Source organism: Pseudomonas sp. Root401, from assembly GCF_001425105.1.
In the GTDB taxonomy this organism is placed as follows: domain Bacteria; phylum Pseudomonadota; class Gammaproteobacteria; order Pseudomonadales; family Pseudomonadaceae; genus Aquipseudomonas; species Aquipseudomonas brassicacearum.
The window spans coordinates 146,058-162,544 of the sequence record NZ_LMDO01000005.1; the positions used below are offsets into that span (position 1 = coordinate 146,058).

Consider the following 16,487-nt stretch of genomic DNA (forward strand, 5'->3'; position numbering starts at 1 on the left):
CTCAAACGGGTCGCTCACGCCACCCGCGAAACTCAGCTGTAAAGCGTTATACGGCTACCAGACGCACGCTGGCGCCTTCGCCGACGCCCAAGGCTTCGGCCGCTTCCATGTCCAGCGTCACAGGTTTGCCCGGCGCGTAATCAAGCTCGAGCAGCACGGCGCGGTAATCCTGCAATTGGGCATTGGCCACCAGGTATTGGCGGCCGGCCCCCTTGACCGGTTCGCCGATCTTGACCGGCACCACGCGGCTCTGGGCAATCGAACGAATGCCCGAGACACGAGCATGCAGGGTCGGGCCACCGTCGAAGATGTCGATGTAGTGATCGGTCTCGAAACCCTCGCGCATCAGGATGTCGAAGGTAATCTGCGCCCGCGGATGGACCTGGCCCATGGCTTCCTGGGCGGCGTCCGGCAACAGCGGCACGTAGATCGGGTAATGGGGCATCAGCTCGGCGAGGAAAGTACGGCTTTTCAGCCCGCACAAGCGCTCGGCGGCGGCGTAGTTGAGGTCGAAGAAGTTGCGACCGATGGCGTCCCAGAACGGCGAGTCACCATTCTCATCGCTGTAGCCGACGATCTCGGTCACCACCGAATCGGCGAACCGTTCCGGGTGGCTGGCGACAAACAGCAGGCGCCCGCGGGAATTGAGTTCCGACCACGGCGAACCCACCAGCTCCGGCACCACGTAGAAACTGGTCAGCAGGCTGTTGCCAGTCAGGTCGTGGCACTGGGAGAGCACGTGGATCTTGTTGTGGATCTTCAGCTCACGGGAGGCGTGAACGAAGGTCTCGTTGCGAAAGCTGTAGAACGGTTCGGAATAGCCGGCCGAAGCGACAATGGCCGAACAGCCCACCAGCTTGCCGGTCGCGGTATCTTCAAGGACGAAGAAATAGCTCTCTTCACCATTGAAGCTGACTTCGGCGGCGAACGAGGCTTCGCTTGCGGCGATCTTGTCGCTCAGGCGTTCCACGTCATCCGGCAAGGAAGTGACACCGATCGGACTGTCCGCAGCCAGACGCTGTACCTCGCCCAGATCAGCCATTTGCGCGGGGCGCATCACCAGCATGGTGTCACTCCTTAACTTGAAATAAAGGGTTCGACCGTCAGGTCGATACACAGAGAATAAAAACCGGACCTGCTCCCCACTGACTCAATATGGGATCAGGTTTGTAGGAGCAAAGCTTGTGGGAGCAAGGCTTGCCCGCGATGCAGGCGACGCGGTCCCTGGTGAACTGAGGCACCCGCATCACGAGCAAGCTTTGCTCCCACAAACCTGCACCCACATAAGTCCGGCTCCCACACTGGAGCCGGTCAAGCCTGAATCAGGCTTGGGTCAACTTCGCCACGGCCCGCTCGAAGCGGTCCAGGCCTTCGTCGATGTCGGCGTCTTCCACCACCAGGCTCGGAGCAAAGCGAATCACGTCCGGGCCGGCTTGCAGGATCATCAGGCCTTCCTGTTCGGCGGCGTTGAAGATGTCCTTGGCCTTGCCTTTCCAAGAGTCGTTCAGCACGCAGCCGATCAGCAGGCCCAGGCCACGCACTTGAGTGAACAGGCCATACTTCTCGCCGATCTGCTCCAGGCGCGCCTTGAACTTGTGATGCTTGGCTTTGACACCCGCCAGCACTTCAGGGGTATTGACCACATCGATCACCGCCTCGGCCACCGCGCAGGCCAGCGGGTTACCGCCATAAGTGGTGCCGTGGGTGCCGACGACCAGGTGCTTGGCCAGCGCTTCGGTGGTGAGCATCGCCGCGATCGGGAAACCACCGCCCAGGCTCTTGGCGCTGGTGAGGATGTCCGGGACCACGCCGTAATGCATGTAGGCGAACAGGTGGCCGCTGCGGCCCATGCCGGTCTGCACTTCATCGAATAACAACAGTGCGTCGTGGGCATCGCACAGGTCGCGGGCGCCTTGCAGGTAGGCCTGTTCGGCCGGCAGTACACCGCCCTCGCCCTGGATCGGCTCCAGCACCACGGCGCAGGTCTTGTCCGAAATAGCGGCTTTCAAAGCAGCCAGGTCGTTGTAAGGAACGTGGGTGATGCCAGTAATTTTAGGACCGAAGCCGTCGGAGTACTTCGACTGCCCGCCGACGTTGACGGTGAACAGGGTACGACCGTGGAAGCTATTGAGCGCGGCGATGATTTCGTACTTCTCGCTGCCGAAACGATCGAACGCGACGCGACGGGCCAGCTTGAAGGCGGCCTCGTTGGCTTCGGCGCCGGAGTTGCAGAAGAAAGCGCGCTCGGCAAAGGTCGCGTTGACCAACTTATGGGCCAGGCGCAGGGCCGGCTCGTTGGTGAATACGTTGGACACGTGCCACAGCTTGTTGGCCTGTTCGGTCAGTGCACCGACCAGCGCCGGGTGGGCATGGCCCAGTACGTTGACTGCGATACCGCCAGCAAAGTCGATCAACTCACGACCGGATTGGTCCCATACGCGGGAACCGGCGCCACGCACAGGTATGAAGGCAGCAGGTGCATAGTTGGGAACCATAACCTGGTCGAAATCGGCGCGTTGTACCGCGGCTTGCTCAACGGACATCGGAGTCTCCTGATGAGGAACACCCGCCTGGAACTGGCGGGCTTGGTAAGGATTGTAAGGACAGTTTTCAGCCCGGCCTTGCCGCCAAGCGACAACTTCTTATAGCGCCAACCCACGTTTTTCGCGGGTTTACGGCAATGCGACAAATAGCGTCGCAAAGGCGCAGTTTAAACGTTGCCGGTGTATTTGAGGGGCTGGCTTCCACATTTCCCTCGGCCATGCAAAACACTTGTGGCGAGGGGACTTATCTGTGGGAGCAAAGCTTGCTCGCGATACAGGCGCCTCGGTTCACCAAGGACCGCATCGCCTGCATCGCGGGCAAGCCTTGCTCCCACAGAAGCGTGTTGTGCCACTTAGCCGCGCTCGGACGGCACCGAGGACAACTCGAACGGGCTGCTGCTGCGTCGCTGGTTGCGGTCTTCCCGCGGTGTGGCGCCGAAGAAGTTGCGGTAGGCGCTGGAGAAGTGTGGCCCCGAGGAGAAGCCGCAGGACAGGCCGATCTGGATGATGGATTTGCTGGTCTGCATCAGCATCTGCCGGGCCTTGTTCAGGCGCAGCTCCAGGTAATACTGGCTGGGCACGCGGTTGAGGTATTGCTTGAAGATCCGCTCCAGCTGTCGACGGGATACGCAGACATGCTGGGCGATCTCGTCGGTGGTCAGCGGCTCTTCGATGTTGGCTTCCATCAGCAGCACCGCCTGGGTGAGCTTTGGATGGCTGGAGCCAAGACGGTTCTGCAACGGGATGCGCTGACGCTCGCCGCCCTCGCGAATGCGCTCGACCACCAATTCTTCCGACACCGCGCCGGCCAGTTCCGCGCCGTGATCGCGAGCCAGCACCGCCAGCAACAGGTCGAGTACCGACATCCCGCCGCAAGCGCTCAGGCGATCGCGATCCCAGTCAAACAGATGGCTGGTGGCGATGACCTTGGGGAAGCGCTCGGAGAAATCGTCCTGCCAGCGCCAATGCACGGCGGCACGATAACCGTCGAGCAAACCCAGTTGGGCCAGGGGATAGACACCGGCAGACAACCCGCCGATCACACAACCGGCACGCACCAGTTGCTTGAGGGCGCTGCTCAGGGGTGAGGCCAGCGCAGCCGGCGGCTCATCGGCCAGCAGGAACAGCTTCTGGAAGCCTTCGAGCTTGCCGGCCCAGGGCTCGCCCGGCAGTTGCCAGGCGCCGTCGGCCGACGGTTCGGCCTGCAAGAACGACAGCTCATAGACCACATCCGGATGCACCCGCTGAGCAACACGCAAGGCCTCCTCGGCCAGCGCCAGCGTCAAGGCTTTAGTGCTGGGCCAAATCAGGAAACCTATTCGATGGGCAGTCATGGCGGGCAATCCGAAGCGAAAACAGTGTTAAAGCCAAAAGCGGCTGCAACCAAATTAGACCATCTGGCGCGCGGTGCGCAGCATGACCCAAATCAGGTGCGTAACGGGAGCGATTACTTGAGGCTGCCCGAAAGAAATTGTTGCAGGCGCTCGGATTGCGGATTGACCAGCACTTCGCGCGGGTTGCCGCTTTCTTCGACGATGCCTTTGTGCAAGAACACCAGTTGGTTCGACACTTCACGGGCAAAGCCCATTTCGTGGGTCACCACCACCATGGTCCGGCCTTCCAGGGCCAGGGCCTGCATCACCTTGAGCACGTCGCCTACCAGTTCCGGGTCGAGGGCCGAGGTCGGCTCGTCGAACAGCATCACCTCCGGCTCCATCGCCAGCGCACGGGCAATCGCCACACGCTGCTGCTCGCCGCCGGACATATGGCCCGGGTAGGCATCCTTGCGATGAGCCACGCCAACCTTGTTCAGGTAGTGCTCGGCCTTCTCCCGCGCTTCAGCCTTGGCCACGCCCAGTACATGCACCGGCGCTTCCATGATGTTTTCCAGCGCAGTCATGTGGGACCACAGGTTGAAATGCTGGAACACCATCGACAGCCGCGAACGCATGCGCTGCAGTTGCTTGGGGTCTGCGGCCTTCAACGCACCGTCCTTGCCGGCCACCAGCTTCAACTCTTCGTTGTTGAGCAGGATCTTGCCGGCGTGGGGTTGCTCAAGCAGGTTGATGCAACGCAGGAAAGTACTCTTGCCGGAGCCACTGGAGCCGATGATGCTGATCACATCGCCAGCGACGGCTTTCAGGGACACGCCCTTGAGCACTTCGTGACTGCCATAGCGTTTATGCAGGTCTTGGACTTCAAGCTTGTACATGCGGTCGGTTCTCACAAAACGTCAGTCGTTGAGCAGTCGATCGGATCGATGCGTTATCAGTGCTTGCGCGGGGCCAGGTAACCCAGCCAGCGGCGCTCGGCCAGTTTGAACAGGCGCACCAGGATGAAGGTCAGGCACAGGTAGAAAACGCCGGCCGTGATGTAGGCCTCGAACGGCAAGTAGTACTGCGCGTTCACCGTGCGCGCGGCACCGGTGATGTCGATCAGGGTCACGATGGATGCCAGGCTGGTGGTCTGCAACATCATGATCACTTCGTTGCTGTATTGCGGCAGCGCCCGACGCAAGGCCGATGGCAACAGGATCCGGCGATACAGCTTGTAGCGCGACATGCCCATGGCCTTGGCCGCTTCGATCTCACCGTTGGGTGTGGCCCGCAGACTACCGGCGATGATTTCGGCGGTGTAGGCGCTGGTGTTGATGGCGAACGCCAGGCACGCGCAGAAGGTCGCACTGGACAGCCACGGCCAGAGGAAGCTTTCACGCACGATCGCGAACTGCGCCAGCCCGTAGTAGATCAGGAACAGCTGGACCAGCATCGGCGTGCCGCGGATCACGTAGGTGTAGAGCCACGCTGTCATGTTGACGACCGGCTGCTTGGACACCCGCATCAGCCCCAGGGGCAACGCCGCCAACAGACCGAAGAACAGCGACAGGGCCAACAGCTTCAGGGTGGTCAACAAGCCACTGAAATACAGCGGCAAGGCTTCATAGATGACGTTGTAGTCGAAGATCATAGATCAGCCGCCCTTACGCCTACCGAGTAGCGCTTCTCAAGGTGACGCAACGCCAGCAACGAGACACTGGTGATCACCAGGTACATCGCCGCCACTGCGAGGAAGAAGGTGAAAGGCTCGCGCGTGGCATCTGCCGCCTGCTTGGCCTTGAACATCATGTCTTGCAGGCCCACCACCGAAATCAGCGCGGTCGCCTTGGTCAGCACCAGCCAGTTGTTGGTGAAGCCCGGGATCGCCAGGCGAATCATCTGCGGCACCAGCACCCGGAAGAACACCTGGAAGCCGTTCATGCCGTACGCCATGCCCGCCTCGGCCTGACCCTTGGGGATCGCCATGAACGCACCGCGGAAGGTTTCCGACAGGTAGGCACCGAAGATGAAACCCAGGGTGCCGATACCGGCCGCCAGCGGGTTCAGGTCGATGTAGTCGTCGTAGCCGAGCATCGGCGCCACGCGGTTGAGCAGGTCCTGGCCGCCGTAGAAAATCAGCAGGATCAGCACCAGGTCGGGAATACCGCGAATGACCGTGGCATACAGATCGCCCAGCCACGCCAGCCAGCGCACCGGAGAGAGGCGCAACGCAACGCCGATCAACCCCAGGACGATGGCCAGGGCCATGGACGACAAGGCGAGCTCAAGCGTCAACCATGCGCCATCGAGGATGACAGCCCCGTAGCCTTTCAACATGATTCAGGTCCTCGAAAGTGGGATGAAAAAATGGCGCAAACCGCAGAGATCCTGTTGCTTGCGCCATTTCGCACGAGTGGCGGGACGTCGTTACTTGCCGTAGATGTCGAAAGCGAAGTATTTGTCCTGGATTTGCTTGTACTTGCCGTTCTCGCGAATGGCGGTGATCGCGCCATTGATCTTGTCTTTCAGGGCATCGCCCTTGCGAACCGCGATACCGATACCGTCGCCGAAGTATTTCTCGTCGGTAAAGGCCGGGCCGACGAACGCGAAGCCCTTACCGGCATCGGTCTTGAGGAAGCCGTCATCCAACAGCGTAGCGTCTGCCACGGTGCCGTCTAGACGACCGGCGGACACGTCCAGGTAGATCTCGTTCTGCGAACCGTATGGCTTGATCTCGGCACCCAGGGGAGCCAGGACTTCACGGGCGAAACGCTCGTGGATCGAACCACGCTGCACGCCGATGTTCTTGCCCTTGAGCTCGGCCAGGCCGTCGCTGACCTGAGTACCGGCCTTCATCACCAGACGGGCCGGGGTGTTGTAGTACTTGTTGGTGAAATCAACCGACTTCTTGCGATCTTCGGTGATCGACATGGACGACAGGATCGCGTCGATCTTGCGGACCTTGAGCGCCGGGATCAGGCCGTCGAACTCTTGCTCGACCCACACGCACTTGACCTTCATCTCTTCGCACAGCGCATTGCCGATGTCGTAGTCGAAACCGACGATGCTGCCATCCGGGGCTTTCGAGGCGAACGGAGGGTAAGCCGCTTCGATACCAATCTTCAGGGGTTTCTCATCAGCGAAGGTCGGCAGGGACAGCACGGACAGTGCCAGGGCGCCAAGCAGCACAAGTTTCTTCATCTTGGGACTCCATCGGTAAAGGGCAAAAACGGCAGAGTGAGCAACAGCCCAATATGCGAATGGGTGAAACGAACTTTGGTGCTGCGTCCTAGGAAGCTCACGTTTTATTCAACACGAGCCACGACGAGCGAGTGATCGGCATTCTAACGACAGGCCCGAAGCCGATATTTCTTCAATGCGACAACAAATTACAGAAGCACCGAGAAAGCTGTTCGAGCGCATTGACAGCCCCGCAAATTCATGCAAGAGCAAAAGAAGGGAAACCGATCTATGCTGCAAATAGCGGGCCCATTATTCGCAAACCCTTCTAATCCGGCAAGCACAGCGTGTCGGCTTATTTTGGGAGATGCCTGGAACCGCCCTGTAATGGGGCTTGGCGTTTCACATCGCCCCGCTGTGGCGCCTTTGGTTACACATTTCGAAACACCGGTAACGTTCAGACTCTTCCTACTTTGAACGCCGATATTTATTCATCCACCTAAGCTTGCTCCCGCTGGGCTCTGTAGGAGCTGCCGAAGGCTGCGATCTTTTGATCTTGATCTTGATCTTGATCTTTCGCTTGGGACTCAAGTGTCTGGGGAAAGATCGCAGCCTCGTTGCACTCGACAGCTCCTACATAGCTCCCACATAGCTCGTACATAGCTCACACAAGGCACAGTCGAGCGGGAGCCACCTTACCAGCACAGAGGGGCATGCCACTCAGCATGAAAAAAAAGCCCCGCCCGGCAAACGCCGGGCGGGGCTTTTTGGTGTTACACGCTACCGTCAGGCAACGTTCATCGTCTTGTGCGTCTCGATCAGATGCGCCACCACGCTCGGATCAGCCAGGGTGGAGATATCACCCAACCCGTCGTACTCCGCCGTGGCGATCTTGCGCAGGATACGGCGCATGATCTTGCCGGAGCGGGTTTTCGGCAGCCCCGGTGCCCACTGGATCACATCCGGCGAAGCAATCGGACCGATCTCCTTGCGCACCCAGTTCTTCAGTTCCAGGCGCAGGGCCTCGCTGGTTTCTTCGCCGGCATTGAGGGTGACATAGACATAGATGCCCTGCCCCTTGATGTCGTGCGGCACACCGACCACCGCCGCTTCGGCGACTTTCGGGTGGGCGACCATGGCGCTCTCGATCTCGGCCGTACCCATGCGGTGGCCGGACACGTTGAGCACGTCATCCACCCGACCGGTGATCCAGTAGTAGCCATCCTCGTCACGACGCGCACCGTCGCCGGTGAAGTACATGCCGCTGAAGGTCTTGAAGTAGGTGTCGACAAAACGGTCATGGTCGCCGAACAGCGTACGCGCCTGGCCTGGCCACGAATCGAGGATCACCAGGTTGCCTTCGGCGGCGCCTTCGATCAGGTTACCCAGGTTGTCCACCAACGCCGGCACCACACCGAAGAACGGACGCGTGGCCGAACCTGGCTTCAACGCCGTGGCGCCTGGCAGCGGGCTGATCAGCACGCCACCGGTTTCGGTCTGCCACCAGGTATCGACGATCGGGCAACGCTCCTTGCCGACATTCTTGTAGTACCAGTCCCAGGCTTCCGGGTTGATCGGCTCGCCCACCGAACCCAACAGGCGCAGGCTGCTGCCGTCAGCACCTTCGACGGCGGCGGTGCCCGAGGCCATCATCGCGCGGATGGCGGTCGGCGCGGTGTAGAGAATGCTGACCTTGTGCTTGTCGATGACCTTGGCCACCCGGGTGATGTCCGGGTAGTTCGGTACGCCTTCGAACAGCAGCGTGGTCGCGCCATTGGCCAGCGGGCCGTAGACGATATAGCTGTGGCCGGTGACCCAACCCACGTCGGCGGTGCACCAGTACACTTCGCCTGGCTTGTAGTCGAACACCCGCTCATGGGTCAGCGCCGCGTACAGCAAGTAGCCGGCCGTGGTGTGCTGCACGCCCTTGGGCTTGCCAGTGGAACCGGAGGTGTAGAGGATGAACAGCGCTTCCTCGGCACCCATTTCCTTCGGCGCGCAAACGGTACCGGCCACCTTCATCAGGTCTTCGTACCAGATGTCACGATGCTGGTTCCACTTGATGTTGCCAGCCGTGCGCTTGCACACGATGACTTTCTGGATGCTGCTGGTTTCCGGGTTGGTCAGCGCGTCATCGACGTTGGCCTTGAGCGGGATCTTCTTGCCGGCACGAACGCCTTCGTCGGCGGTGATCACCACTTTGGATTTGCAGTCGATGATCCGACCGGCCAGTGCTTCCGGCGAGAAACCGCCGAACACCACCGAGTGAATCGCACCGATCCGGGCACAGGCCAGCATCGCGACCACGGCTTCAGGGATCATCGGCATGTAGATGGTCACCACGTCGCCGCGGTGCACGTCTTGGCCGCGCAGGGCGTTGGCGAACTTGCAGACTTCTTCATGCAGCTCGCGATAGGTGATGTTACGGCTCTCGGCAGGGTCATCGCCCTCCCAGATAATCGCAATTTGATCGCCGCGCTCGGCCAGGTGACGGTCGAGGCAGTTGTAGGAAACGTTCAGGGTGCCGTCGGCGAACCACTTGATGTCGACATGGTGATCGTCGAAGGACGTCTGCTTCACCGTGGTGAAAGGCTTGATCCAATCGAGGCGCTTGGCCTGCTCGCGCCAGAAGCCGTCCGGGTTGACGACCGACTGCTGGTACATGGCCTTGTAGGTCGCCTCGTCAGTCAGCGTATTGGCCGCAACCTCGGGACGAACGGGATACACAGAAGCCGCACTCATCTTTCTTACCTCGGTGAATAGTTGTTTTTGTATGATCCCGTTGTAGCCCGGGGCGGGCCTATAGAACCATTCGACGATGGTAGTAACAAGTCCCTACAAAATGTCGGTACTAACGTGCAAGCCCACCAAATCCCCTGTGGGAGCGAGCTTGCTTGCGATAGCGCCTGCCCATCCAATATCAATTCACCAGACAGCCACCGACTCCCAGTGGATTATTACCAGATCAACCAACAGTGTTTATCAAAACCGAGTCTGTTTACCCCCACCCTCACCTTCTAAAATCCACCTCGCCAACCGGCAAACACGATTAGCGCAACACAGCCCCCACGAAGGCCGTTAATCAAACTTCCAATATCAGCTCCACACGCAACCCTAAAAAGGTTGCGTGACCCCACTCGACTTCAAGAAAGGTGAATTAGATGAAAGCTTTATGGGTTCTGGTCCTCGGCAGCCTTTGCGCCACCGCGATGGCAGACGAGCTCCCGACCGATGTTGCACAGCAAAAACCGGCCATCGAGGAGTACACCTACTCCACCCACCTGGACATCGCCAAAGTCATCTCCATGAGCGAAATCCCGAACGTCTGCGAAGTGGTCCCGGCGAAGATGGAATACGACGACTCCAAAGGCCAACGCCACATCCTGCGCTACAGCGTCATGGGCAACGGCTGCTCCAACGGCTGATCAACGTCATCGAACCAGGAACAACTACCAAATGAAAAGCAGATTGATCTTCGCCCTTGCCCTGTCCGTGCTGGCCGCCAATACTTTCGCCGCCGACGGTTTTGATCGCACCGGTTCCGCAGCCGCGATCAAGGGTTACGACCAGACAGATTCCGCCACGGTAGCCAGTGACGATCACGCCACCACTGACCCCACCGCGGTGGCTAGCGACGGCAGCGATCACACCGGTTCGGCCCATACCGATTGATCATTACTGACATTTTCCACGGCCCGGTTTCGATCGGGCCTGGTTGTGTCTAGAACCGCCGAAAACCCTCCGCAAACACAACATGTAGTGCAAACCCGCAAAAAACGCTCGTTTTTTGATCAAAAAAAACCGCAACACGATCCATGCAAAAAAAATCTTCAGCGGCCAAAGCCTTGTAAACCCTCGCTCCCACGCGGATATGCCGCCCGCTACCCCTTCTGTGAGCCATTTCGCCGCAGCACGTAGGCAAAAAAGTCCTTATAATGCCGCCTTAAACGGGCCTGCAATATTCCCTTACAGGGGATCACGCCAGCCTGGAGCCCACGCAGAGGCCAATCGCCTCCTCGCGTTCACAGCCGCTCCGGAATGACCCGTACATTTTTCTGTTTATTGCCTGCGTCAGCTGCTGCAACAAACGATTTTTCCAAGATCCACCGCGGCCAGTAGGCCTTCATCGGGCATCTGGCCCTCACGCAGGAGACGACACGTCATGCTGAGCTGGGACGAATTCGACAAAGAAGACGGCGAAGTTGCTGTAAAAGGCGCAAACGCCGGCCACGCTTCTGAAGCCAACATGGACCGCCTCGACAGCGCCGGCGGTGCCGCCGCCCTGGAAGCGCGGGCCGTGACAGCCAGCGACTCGGCCGCGATCATTCGCGCCAAGGCCGCCCTCGACAAACTCGACGTCGCCGAAGGCCTCGCCGAACTCGAAGGCGCCTCCGCCCGTGTCGCCGTCGATGAAAAGCGCATGATCAACTGCCGCGCCGACCTCAACCAGCTCGTGCCGTTCAAATACGATTGGGCCTGGCAGAAGTACCTGGACGGCTGCGCAAACCACTGGATGCCGCAAGAAGTCAACATGACCGCCGACATCGCCCTCTGGAAAACCCCGGAAGGCCTGACCGACGACGAGCGCCGCATCGTGATGCGCAACCTGGGCTTCTTCTCCACCGCCGACTCCCTGGTTGCCAACAACCTGGTCCTGGCCGTGTACCGCTTGATCACCAACCCGGAATGCCGCCAGTACATCCTGCGCCAGGCGTTCGAAGAGGCGATCCACACCCACGCCTACCAGTACTGCATCGAATCGCTGGCCATGGATGAAGGCGAGATCTTCAACATGTACCACGAGATCCCATCGGTCGCGAAAAAAGCCGCCTGGGGCCTGAAATACACCCGTTCGATCTCCGATCCGAAGTTCGAAACCGGCACCCCGGACACCGACAAAGAGCTGCTGCGCAACCTGATCGCTTACTACTGCGTCCTGGAAGGCATCTTCTTCTACTGCGGCTTCACCCAGATCCTCTCCATGGGCCGCCGCAACAAAATGACCGGCGTCGCCGAGCAGTTCCAGTACATCCTGCGCGACGAATCCATGCACCTGAACTTCGGCATCGACGTGATCAACCAGATCAAAATCGAAAACCCACACCTGTGGGATGCCGAGATGAAGGAAGAAGCGACCCAGATGATCCTGCAAGGGACCCAACTGGAGATCGAATACGCCCGCGACACCATGCCTCGCGGTGTGCTGGGCATGAACGCGGCGATGATGGAGGATTACCTCAAGTTCATCGCTAACCGTCGTTTGTCGCAGATTGGTCTTAAAGAAGAGTATCCAGGCACGACCAACCCGTTCCCTTGGATGAGCGAGATCATGGACTTGAAGAAAGAGAAGAACTTCTTTGAGACGCGCGTGATTGAGTATCAGACGGGTGGGGCTTTGAGCTGGGATTGATCAAGACGACCTGCTGCTAGAAAGAGCAGCAGGTCCAAAAAATGCGGTAACCCGTAACTTATAGGTAGGCAAAAACAAGAAACCCGTAGCAATCGCGCCAACGACTGCTACGGGTCTTGACCGCACCAATGAACAGAAGCCCAAAGGTGCGGGCCGTGACTGGAAGAACTCAGATCACGAAGCATTGAGAAAATGCGCGACGTGATTATAGACACCTTTCGGACGGTTTCAACGGCCTCGTGTCGGAGATTTCGTTATTGACGAAGGTCCATCTGCTTTTTTTTAAAAAGCGTAACGTTGTGGGACAGGTGACTGCCCCGCTCTATAATCACGTTCTGAGTAAACCCTATGAAACAGACAATTATTGATGCTATCAATAATCTCCAAGTCCTGACATTCACTTACAGTGGTATCCCGCGAGTGGTTGAGCCTCACGCGCTTGGCATCTCTCGCACAGGAAAAGAAGTCCTACGCTGCTATCAGACACATGGCGGTCATGTGACTCCTGGTCATGAATGGGACCTCTGTGAACTGAGTAAAATTTATAATCTATCGATCTCTGGTACCTACTTCCAGACTCCACGCCCTGGCTACAAAAAAGGGGATAGCCATATGATTAGTATTTTTGCTCAACTTTGAGTCCGGAGTAGGAATAGCCGCGCCACCGCGGCTATTTTTTGGCCTCGTCATCGCAGCGTTATTACTTTTAGAAACGCCATATCATAGGCACCTCCAAAACCTTGCTTGACCGCTCATTTCCAACCACCTAACCTCTTGTGTCCGGCGCCTAAGAAACGCCTCAAGTAGCGGCCTGACCGCTCCCGAAAGACGCGGCTTTTTTGTGCCTACGGATTTTTCGTGGACATAAGAAAACCTCTGCTATGTCGGGAGTGGGCTAATACAAGACCTGAAAGGGGAATATGTCCGGCCTTCTACTTGGGGTTTCTTAACTCCCGGCGCCTTAGCCCTAAGAAAGCTACAAGTAGAGGTAAAGGATATGCCTAAGAATCGTCTCTTCATCCTGAAGGAAATCAGCTACAGCGCTACACCTGACTGCGCGCCTTCCTACAAGGAGGTCTGTCATGTCTGACCCACTGATTCCTACTCAATTTATTCGACACAATATTCATCTGCATGCCCTCTTGGTTGAAAACCAGGCTTGGTTCAGTGCATCCGATTTGGGTCGTTTAATGGGCAAGCACCTCGATGAGCGCATGACCCGCAAACTTGACCCTGACCAGCGTCGGATGATGCTCGTGCATGTCCACGGCTTGACCGAAGAGCGTCTGATGCTGAGCGAGTCGGGCGTTTATGCGTTGCTGGTTTATCACTACTGCCCTGAATATCGATTGCTGCGTGAGTGGATCACGCATCAGGTAGTGCCAACCCTGCGCGATGAGCGCTACTCGCATAAGGTGGAACGACCTACGTTGAGCGTGCTGGATTGGCCGAAGATGTCGCTCTGCATGCTGCACTGGCAGGATGAACCATGGATTCGCTTGCGGGATATGCCCGCGGTGCTGGTGGATGATCCGTTTAGTCAGCATGAATCCTGGTGGCGGAAAGCTTCTCGGGTTTTGCGAGGGTTTTGAGATTCAATCAGAAGCCGTCGTCCGTGTTCGGGCGGCGGTTTTTTGTTGGTGATATGGAATTGGGACTGCTACGCGCCCAGCGGGGGCAAGCTCCCTCGCCACTGGTGTTTGGTGTTGAGGCTCGATTGCTGCTCGCTCGCACAGGTTTTGCGATGTGTTGAAACAATATCAGAGCCCCGCTCCCCTCACGGCCGTGTCCCCCGTCCCCATACTAGATGGCGCTATCTGCAAGATTCAGGTTTTTGACACCTATACCACTGAGTGGTAGCTTTACACATCAAAGGGAAAGCATATGCCAATGAGGGTATTCAAAACGAAGACCTTTGCTGCTGCAGCAAAGAAGGCAACGATCACAGATGCTGATCTCTGCAAGGCGGTGCAGGAGGTAGTGAACGGACAAGCCGATGATTTGGGCGGAGGCGTCTGGAAAAAACGCCTCAATGAAAATCGTCACCGCTCGATCATCCTTGCCAAGGGTCGTAGCTATTGGGTTTATCAGTTTCTGTTTGCTAAGAAAGACAAAGACAACATCACTGAAAAAGAGCTGGCCGCGTTTAAGAAGCTTGCTGATGCCTATAAAGGTTTGAGCAAGGAGCAAGTCCAGCATCTGCTGGACGGAAAAGAATTTGTGGAGATATGTAATGGCGAAAAAATTCAAAAGTGAGGCTTTCGAGTCGATTCATAGCTCGGCTGAGGCACTGCTGAAAATCGGCGCTATCGACAAGGCCACCATGCGGGAATTCGATGAGACCTGCATTGCTGAGGTGCCTGCTGAGATCCCACCTGCCCAGATCAAGAAAATTCGTCTGCGCAGTCACGTCAGTCAGCCGGTTTTTGCCCGCTACCTGAACACAAGCGCATCGACAGTTAAGCAGTGGGAAGCCGGCGACAAACGTCCAGGAGGGATGGCCCTTAAGCTGCTCAGTATCGTGGAAAAACACGGTATCGAAATACTGGCCTAGCAGGCACGGAGCCGGAGACGAACTGACGACCGAAGGTGTATCACTGGGCAACAATCAAAAACCACTGCAAGACCAGACTGAGCCCCCTGACGGGGGCTTTTTCATGAATGAACCTGCCCACATCCTAGTCAACAGCGCTGTCTTTCCCAGTAGCTCGTAGAGCGGTAACTATACCGAGCTATCTCGCAACTTACGTTTCGGGTTGGCGCCACGAACGGGCACTTCGGAGACCGGTTTTTGCTGCACAAGCGGCGGCGAGTAAAGGTTTGTCGCGGCCTTGGTCAGCCCCAGTCGCAGCCCGAACTTTCTCAGAATAGCTTCGAGGGTGTTGATGGTCGGATTACCCTTCTCCCTCTCGATTTGGTACAGGGCCTTGGTCGACATCTTGCACATGGCAGCAAAGGTTTCCTGATCCAGGCCGGTCACCTCAAGCCGTAGCCGGCGAATAGCGGTTCCCAGGGTTTCGATCCCCGTCACATGCTGCATGACGATGTCGTCAATGATCGCCCTGCGCCGTTCACCCGTGTTCTCTTTCATCGAAACTCTATTGGTTGTTTCGGCAATATATTGCCGGTTAGCTGGAAGGCCAGGCTATAACCGGCATTATGATACCGATTACTTCAGGCTGGAACCGTAAAAGGGGCCGCAGCCAGCGGGGATAAATCCCCTCGTCACGGGTGAGTGGCAGACTTGATGACTGGGTTGTTTTTGGGAATCGCGAGCAGCTCACCCCCCTCCCTACCACCCTTCCCCCATTTATGAGAAACCGCCTTGCGCTCTTCGCTATAACCTTAGAAGCCACTGCAAATTAGACTTGCCGGAGTTCAGTCCGCGTTGTGATTAAGGAAGACAACATGCAAGAAATTTTCAGCATCAACTGGTTGCTTTGGCTATCGACCATGGTGCCGCTGACCCTGAGTGCAGGCCCTGGCAACTTGATGGTGGCGACGTCGGGTGCGCAAAGCGGTGTGCGTCGCTCGGTGCGGTTTATCGTTGGGCTCGACATTACTTACTTCCTGATCGCCGTACTGGTCGGCTTAGGCCTTTATCACACGCTGACTAACAATCCGACGCTGGTATGGGCGCTGCAAGTGGTGGGCAGTTTCTACATCTTGTGGCTGGGTGTGCGCATGCTGCGTCGTCCACTGAAGACGCCCACCGACAAGGCCATGCACCTGCAATTTCGGGACGGCATTGTTGTACAACTGGGCAACGTACAAGGGATTGTGATGTTGCTGGTGATGTTTTCCACATTCATGCCTTCCGGCGAGACCAGCAGCACTGTCGTGTTGATCCTCAGTGCGGCGCTGATTTCGCTGAACTTCTTCTCGCACGTCATCTGGGTGTCGATGGGGTCAACCGTGCAGAAACTGATCCAGTCCCGTCCCAAATGGCTGATGTTTCAGAACGCTGCGTTCGGCCTGATGTTGATAGCGGTTGCCGTATGGATTTTCCTGCGCATCGGCCCGCTTTAAGGAGACTCC

The 16,487-nt window shown here is 57.9% G+C and carries 16 protein-coding genes; 7 read left to right on the forward strand and 9 right to left on the reverse strand.

The window, feature by feature from the left end; genetic code table 11:
* Window positions 1-46: 46 nt before the first annotated feature.
* From aruF to acs, 8 genes are all read right to left on the reverse strand, one after another.
* Window positions 47-1,066, reverse strand: coding sequence for an arginine/ornithine succinyltransferase subunit alpha (aruF, locus tag ASC85_RS06170; RefSeq protein WP_003204790.1), 1,020 nt, complete (start codon window positions 1,064-1,066; stop codon window positions 47-49).
* Window positions 1,067-1,322: 256 nt separating this feature from the next.
* Complete coding sequence (locus ASC85_RS06175; RefSeq protein WP_057448648.1) at window positions 1,323-2,543, reverse strand: aspartate aminotransferase family protein; 1,221 nt, start codon at window positions 2,541-2,543, stop codon at window positions 1,323-1,325.
* Between the two features lie 353 nt (window positions 2,544-2,896).
* Window positions 2,897-3,877 carry a GlxA family transcriptional regulator gene (locus ASC85_RS06180; protein ID WP_014339809.1) on the reverse strand — a complete coding sequence of 327 codons (981 nt, stop codon included), beginning with the start codon at window positions 3,875-3,877 and terminating at the stop codon, window positions 2,897-2,899.
* 113 nt (window positions 3,878-3,990) lie between these two features.
* A complete protein-coding gene (locus tag ASC85_RS06185; protein ID WP_057448649.1) occupies window positions 3,991-4,755 on the reverse strand; it encodes an ABC transporter ATP-binding protein in 765 nt (254 codons plus the stop codon).
* Window positions 4,756-4,811: 56 nt separating this feature from the next.
* The gene (locus ASC85_RS06190; RefSeq protein ID WP_003204798.1) at window positions 4,812-5,510 is read right to left on the reverse strand and encodes an ABC transporter permease; all 699 of its coding nucleotides are present in this window, start codon (window positions 5,508-5,510) and stop codon (window positions 4,812-4,814) included.
* Entirely contained in the window at window positions 5,507-6,196 is a 690-nt protein-coding gene (locus tag ASC85_RS06195) for an ABC transporter permease (RefSeq protein WP_003204800.1), read from the reverse strand. Before ASC85_RS06195 ends, ASC85_RS06190 begins: the two co-directional genes overlap by 4 nt.
* A gap of 90 nt (window positions 6,197-6,286) precedes the next feature.
* The gene (locus ASC85_RS06200) at window positions 6,287-7,060 is read right to left on the reverse strand and encodes an ABC transporter substrate-binding protein (protein WP_014339812.1); all 774 of its coding nucleotides are present in this window, start codon (window positions 7,058-7,060) and stop codon (window positions 6,287-6,289) included.
* A 765-nt stretch (window positions 7,061-7,825) separates the two neighbouring features.
* Complete coding sequence (acs, locus tag ASC85_RS06205) at window positions 7,826-9,781, reverse strand: acetate--CoA ligase (protein WP_057448650.1); 1,956 nt, start codon at window positions 9,779-9,781, stop codon at window positions 7,826-7,828.
* Between the two features lie 419 nt (window positions 9,782-10,200).
* On the opposite strand from acs, the gene ASC85_RS06210 reads away from it, so the two are divergent.
* The 6 genes from ASC85_RS06210 to ASC85_RS06235 all read left to right on the forward strand — a co-directional run bounded on the left by ASC85_RS06210 (window position 10,201) and on the right by ASC85_RS06235 (window position 15,003).
* Window positions 10,201-10,464 (forward strand): DUF2790 domain-containing protein, encoded by a 264-nt coding sequence (locus ASC85_RS06210; RefSeq protein ID WP_014339814.1) that lies wholly within the window; start codon window positions 10,201-10,203, stop codon window positions 10,462-10,464.
* 31 nt (window positions 10,465-10,495) lie between these two features.
* The gene (locus tag ASC85_RS06215) at window positions 10,496-10,711 is read left to right on the forward strand and encodes a hypothetical protein (RefSeq protein WP_057448651.1); all 216 of its coding nucleotides are present in this window, start codon (window positions 10,496-10,498) and stop codon (window positions 10,709-10,711) included.
* A 490-nt stretch (window positions 10,712-11,201) separates the two neighbouring features.
* A complete protein-coding gene (locus tag ASC85_RS06220; protein WP_025215114.1) occupies window positions 11,202-12,449 on the forward strand; it encodes a ribonucleotide-diphosphate reductase subunit beta in 1,248 nt (415 codons plus the stop codon).
* 1,082 nt (window positions 12,450-13,531) lie between these two features.
* Window positions 13,532-14,041, forward strand: a complete 510-nt coding sequence (locus ASC85_RS06225; RefSeq protein ID WP_057448652.1) for a BRO-N domain-containing protein — start codon at window positions 13,532-13,534, stop codon at window positions 14,039-14,041.
* Between the two features lie 292 nt (window positions 14,042-14,333).
* Window positions 14,334-14,705, forward strand: coding sequence for a type II toxin-antitoxin system RelE/ParE family toxin (locus ASC85_RS06230; RefSeq protein ID WP_057448653.1), 372 nt, complete (start codon window positions 14,334-14,336; stop codon window positions 14,703-14,705).
* A complete protein-coding gene (locus ASC85_RS06235) occupies window positions 14,683-15,003 on the forward strand; it encodes a helix-turn-helix domain-containing protein (protein ID WP_046062559.1) in 321 nt (106 codons plus the stop codon). Before ASC85_RS06230 ends, ASC85_RS06235 begins: the two co-directional genes overlap by 23 nt.
* 168 nt (window positions 15,004-15,171) lie before the next feature.
* Here the strand turns inward: ASC85_RS06235 and ASC85_RS06240 are convergent, their stop codons facing one another.
* Window positions 15,172-15,540, reverse strand: coding sequence for a helix-turn-helix domain-containing protein (locus ASC85_RS06240; protein WP_057448654.1), 369 nt, complete (start codon window positions 15,538-15,540; stop codon window positions 15,172-15,174).
* 317 nt (window positions 15,541-15,857) lie between these two features.
* On the opposite strand from ASC85_RS06240, the gene ASC85_RS06245 reads away from it, so the two are divergent.
* Window positions 15,858-16,478 (forward strand): LysE family translocator, encoded by a 621-nt coding sequence (locus ASC85_RS06245; protein ID WP_057448655.1) that lies wholly within the window; start codon window positions 15,858-15,860, stop codon window positions 16,476-16,478.
* Window positions 16,479-16,487 lie beyond the last annotated feature (9 nt).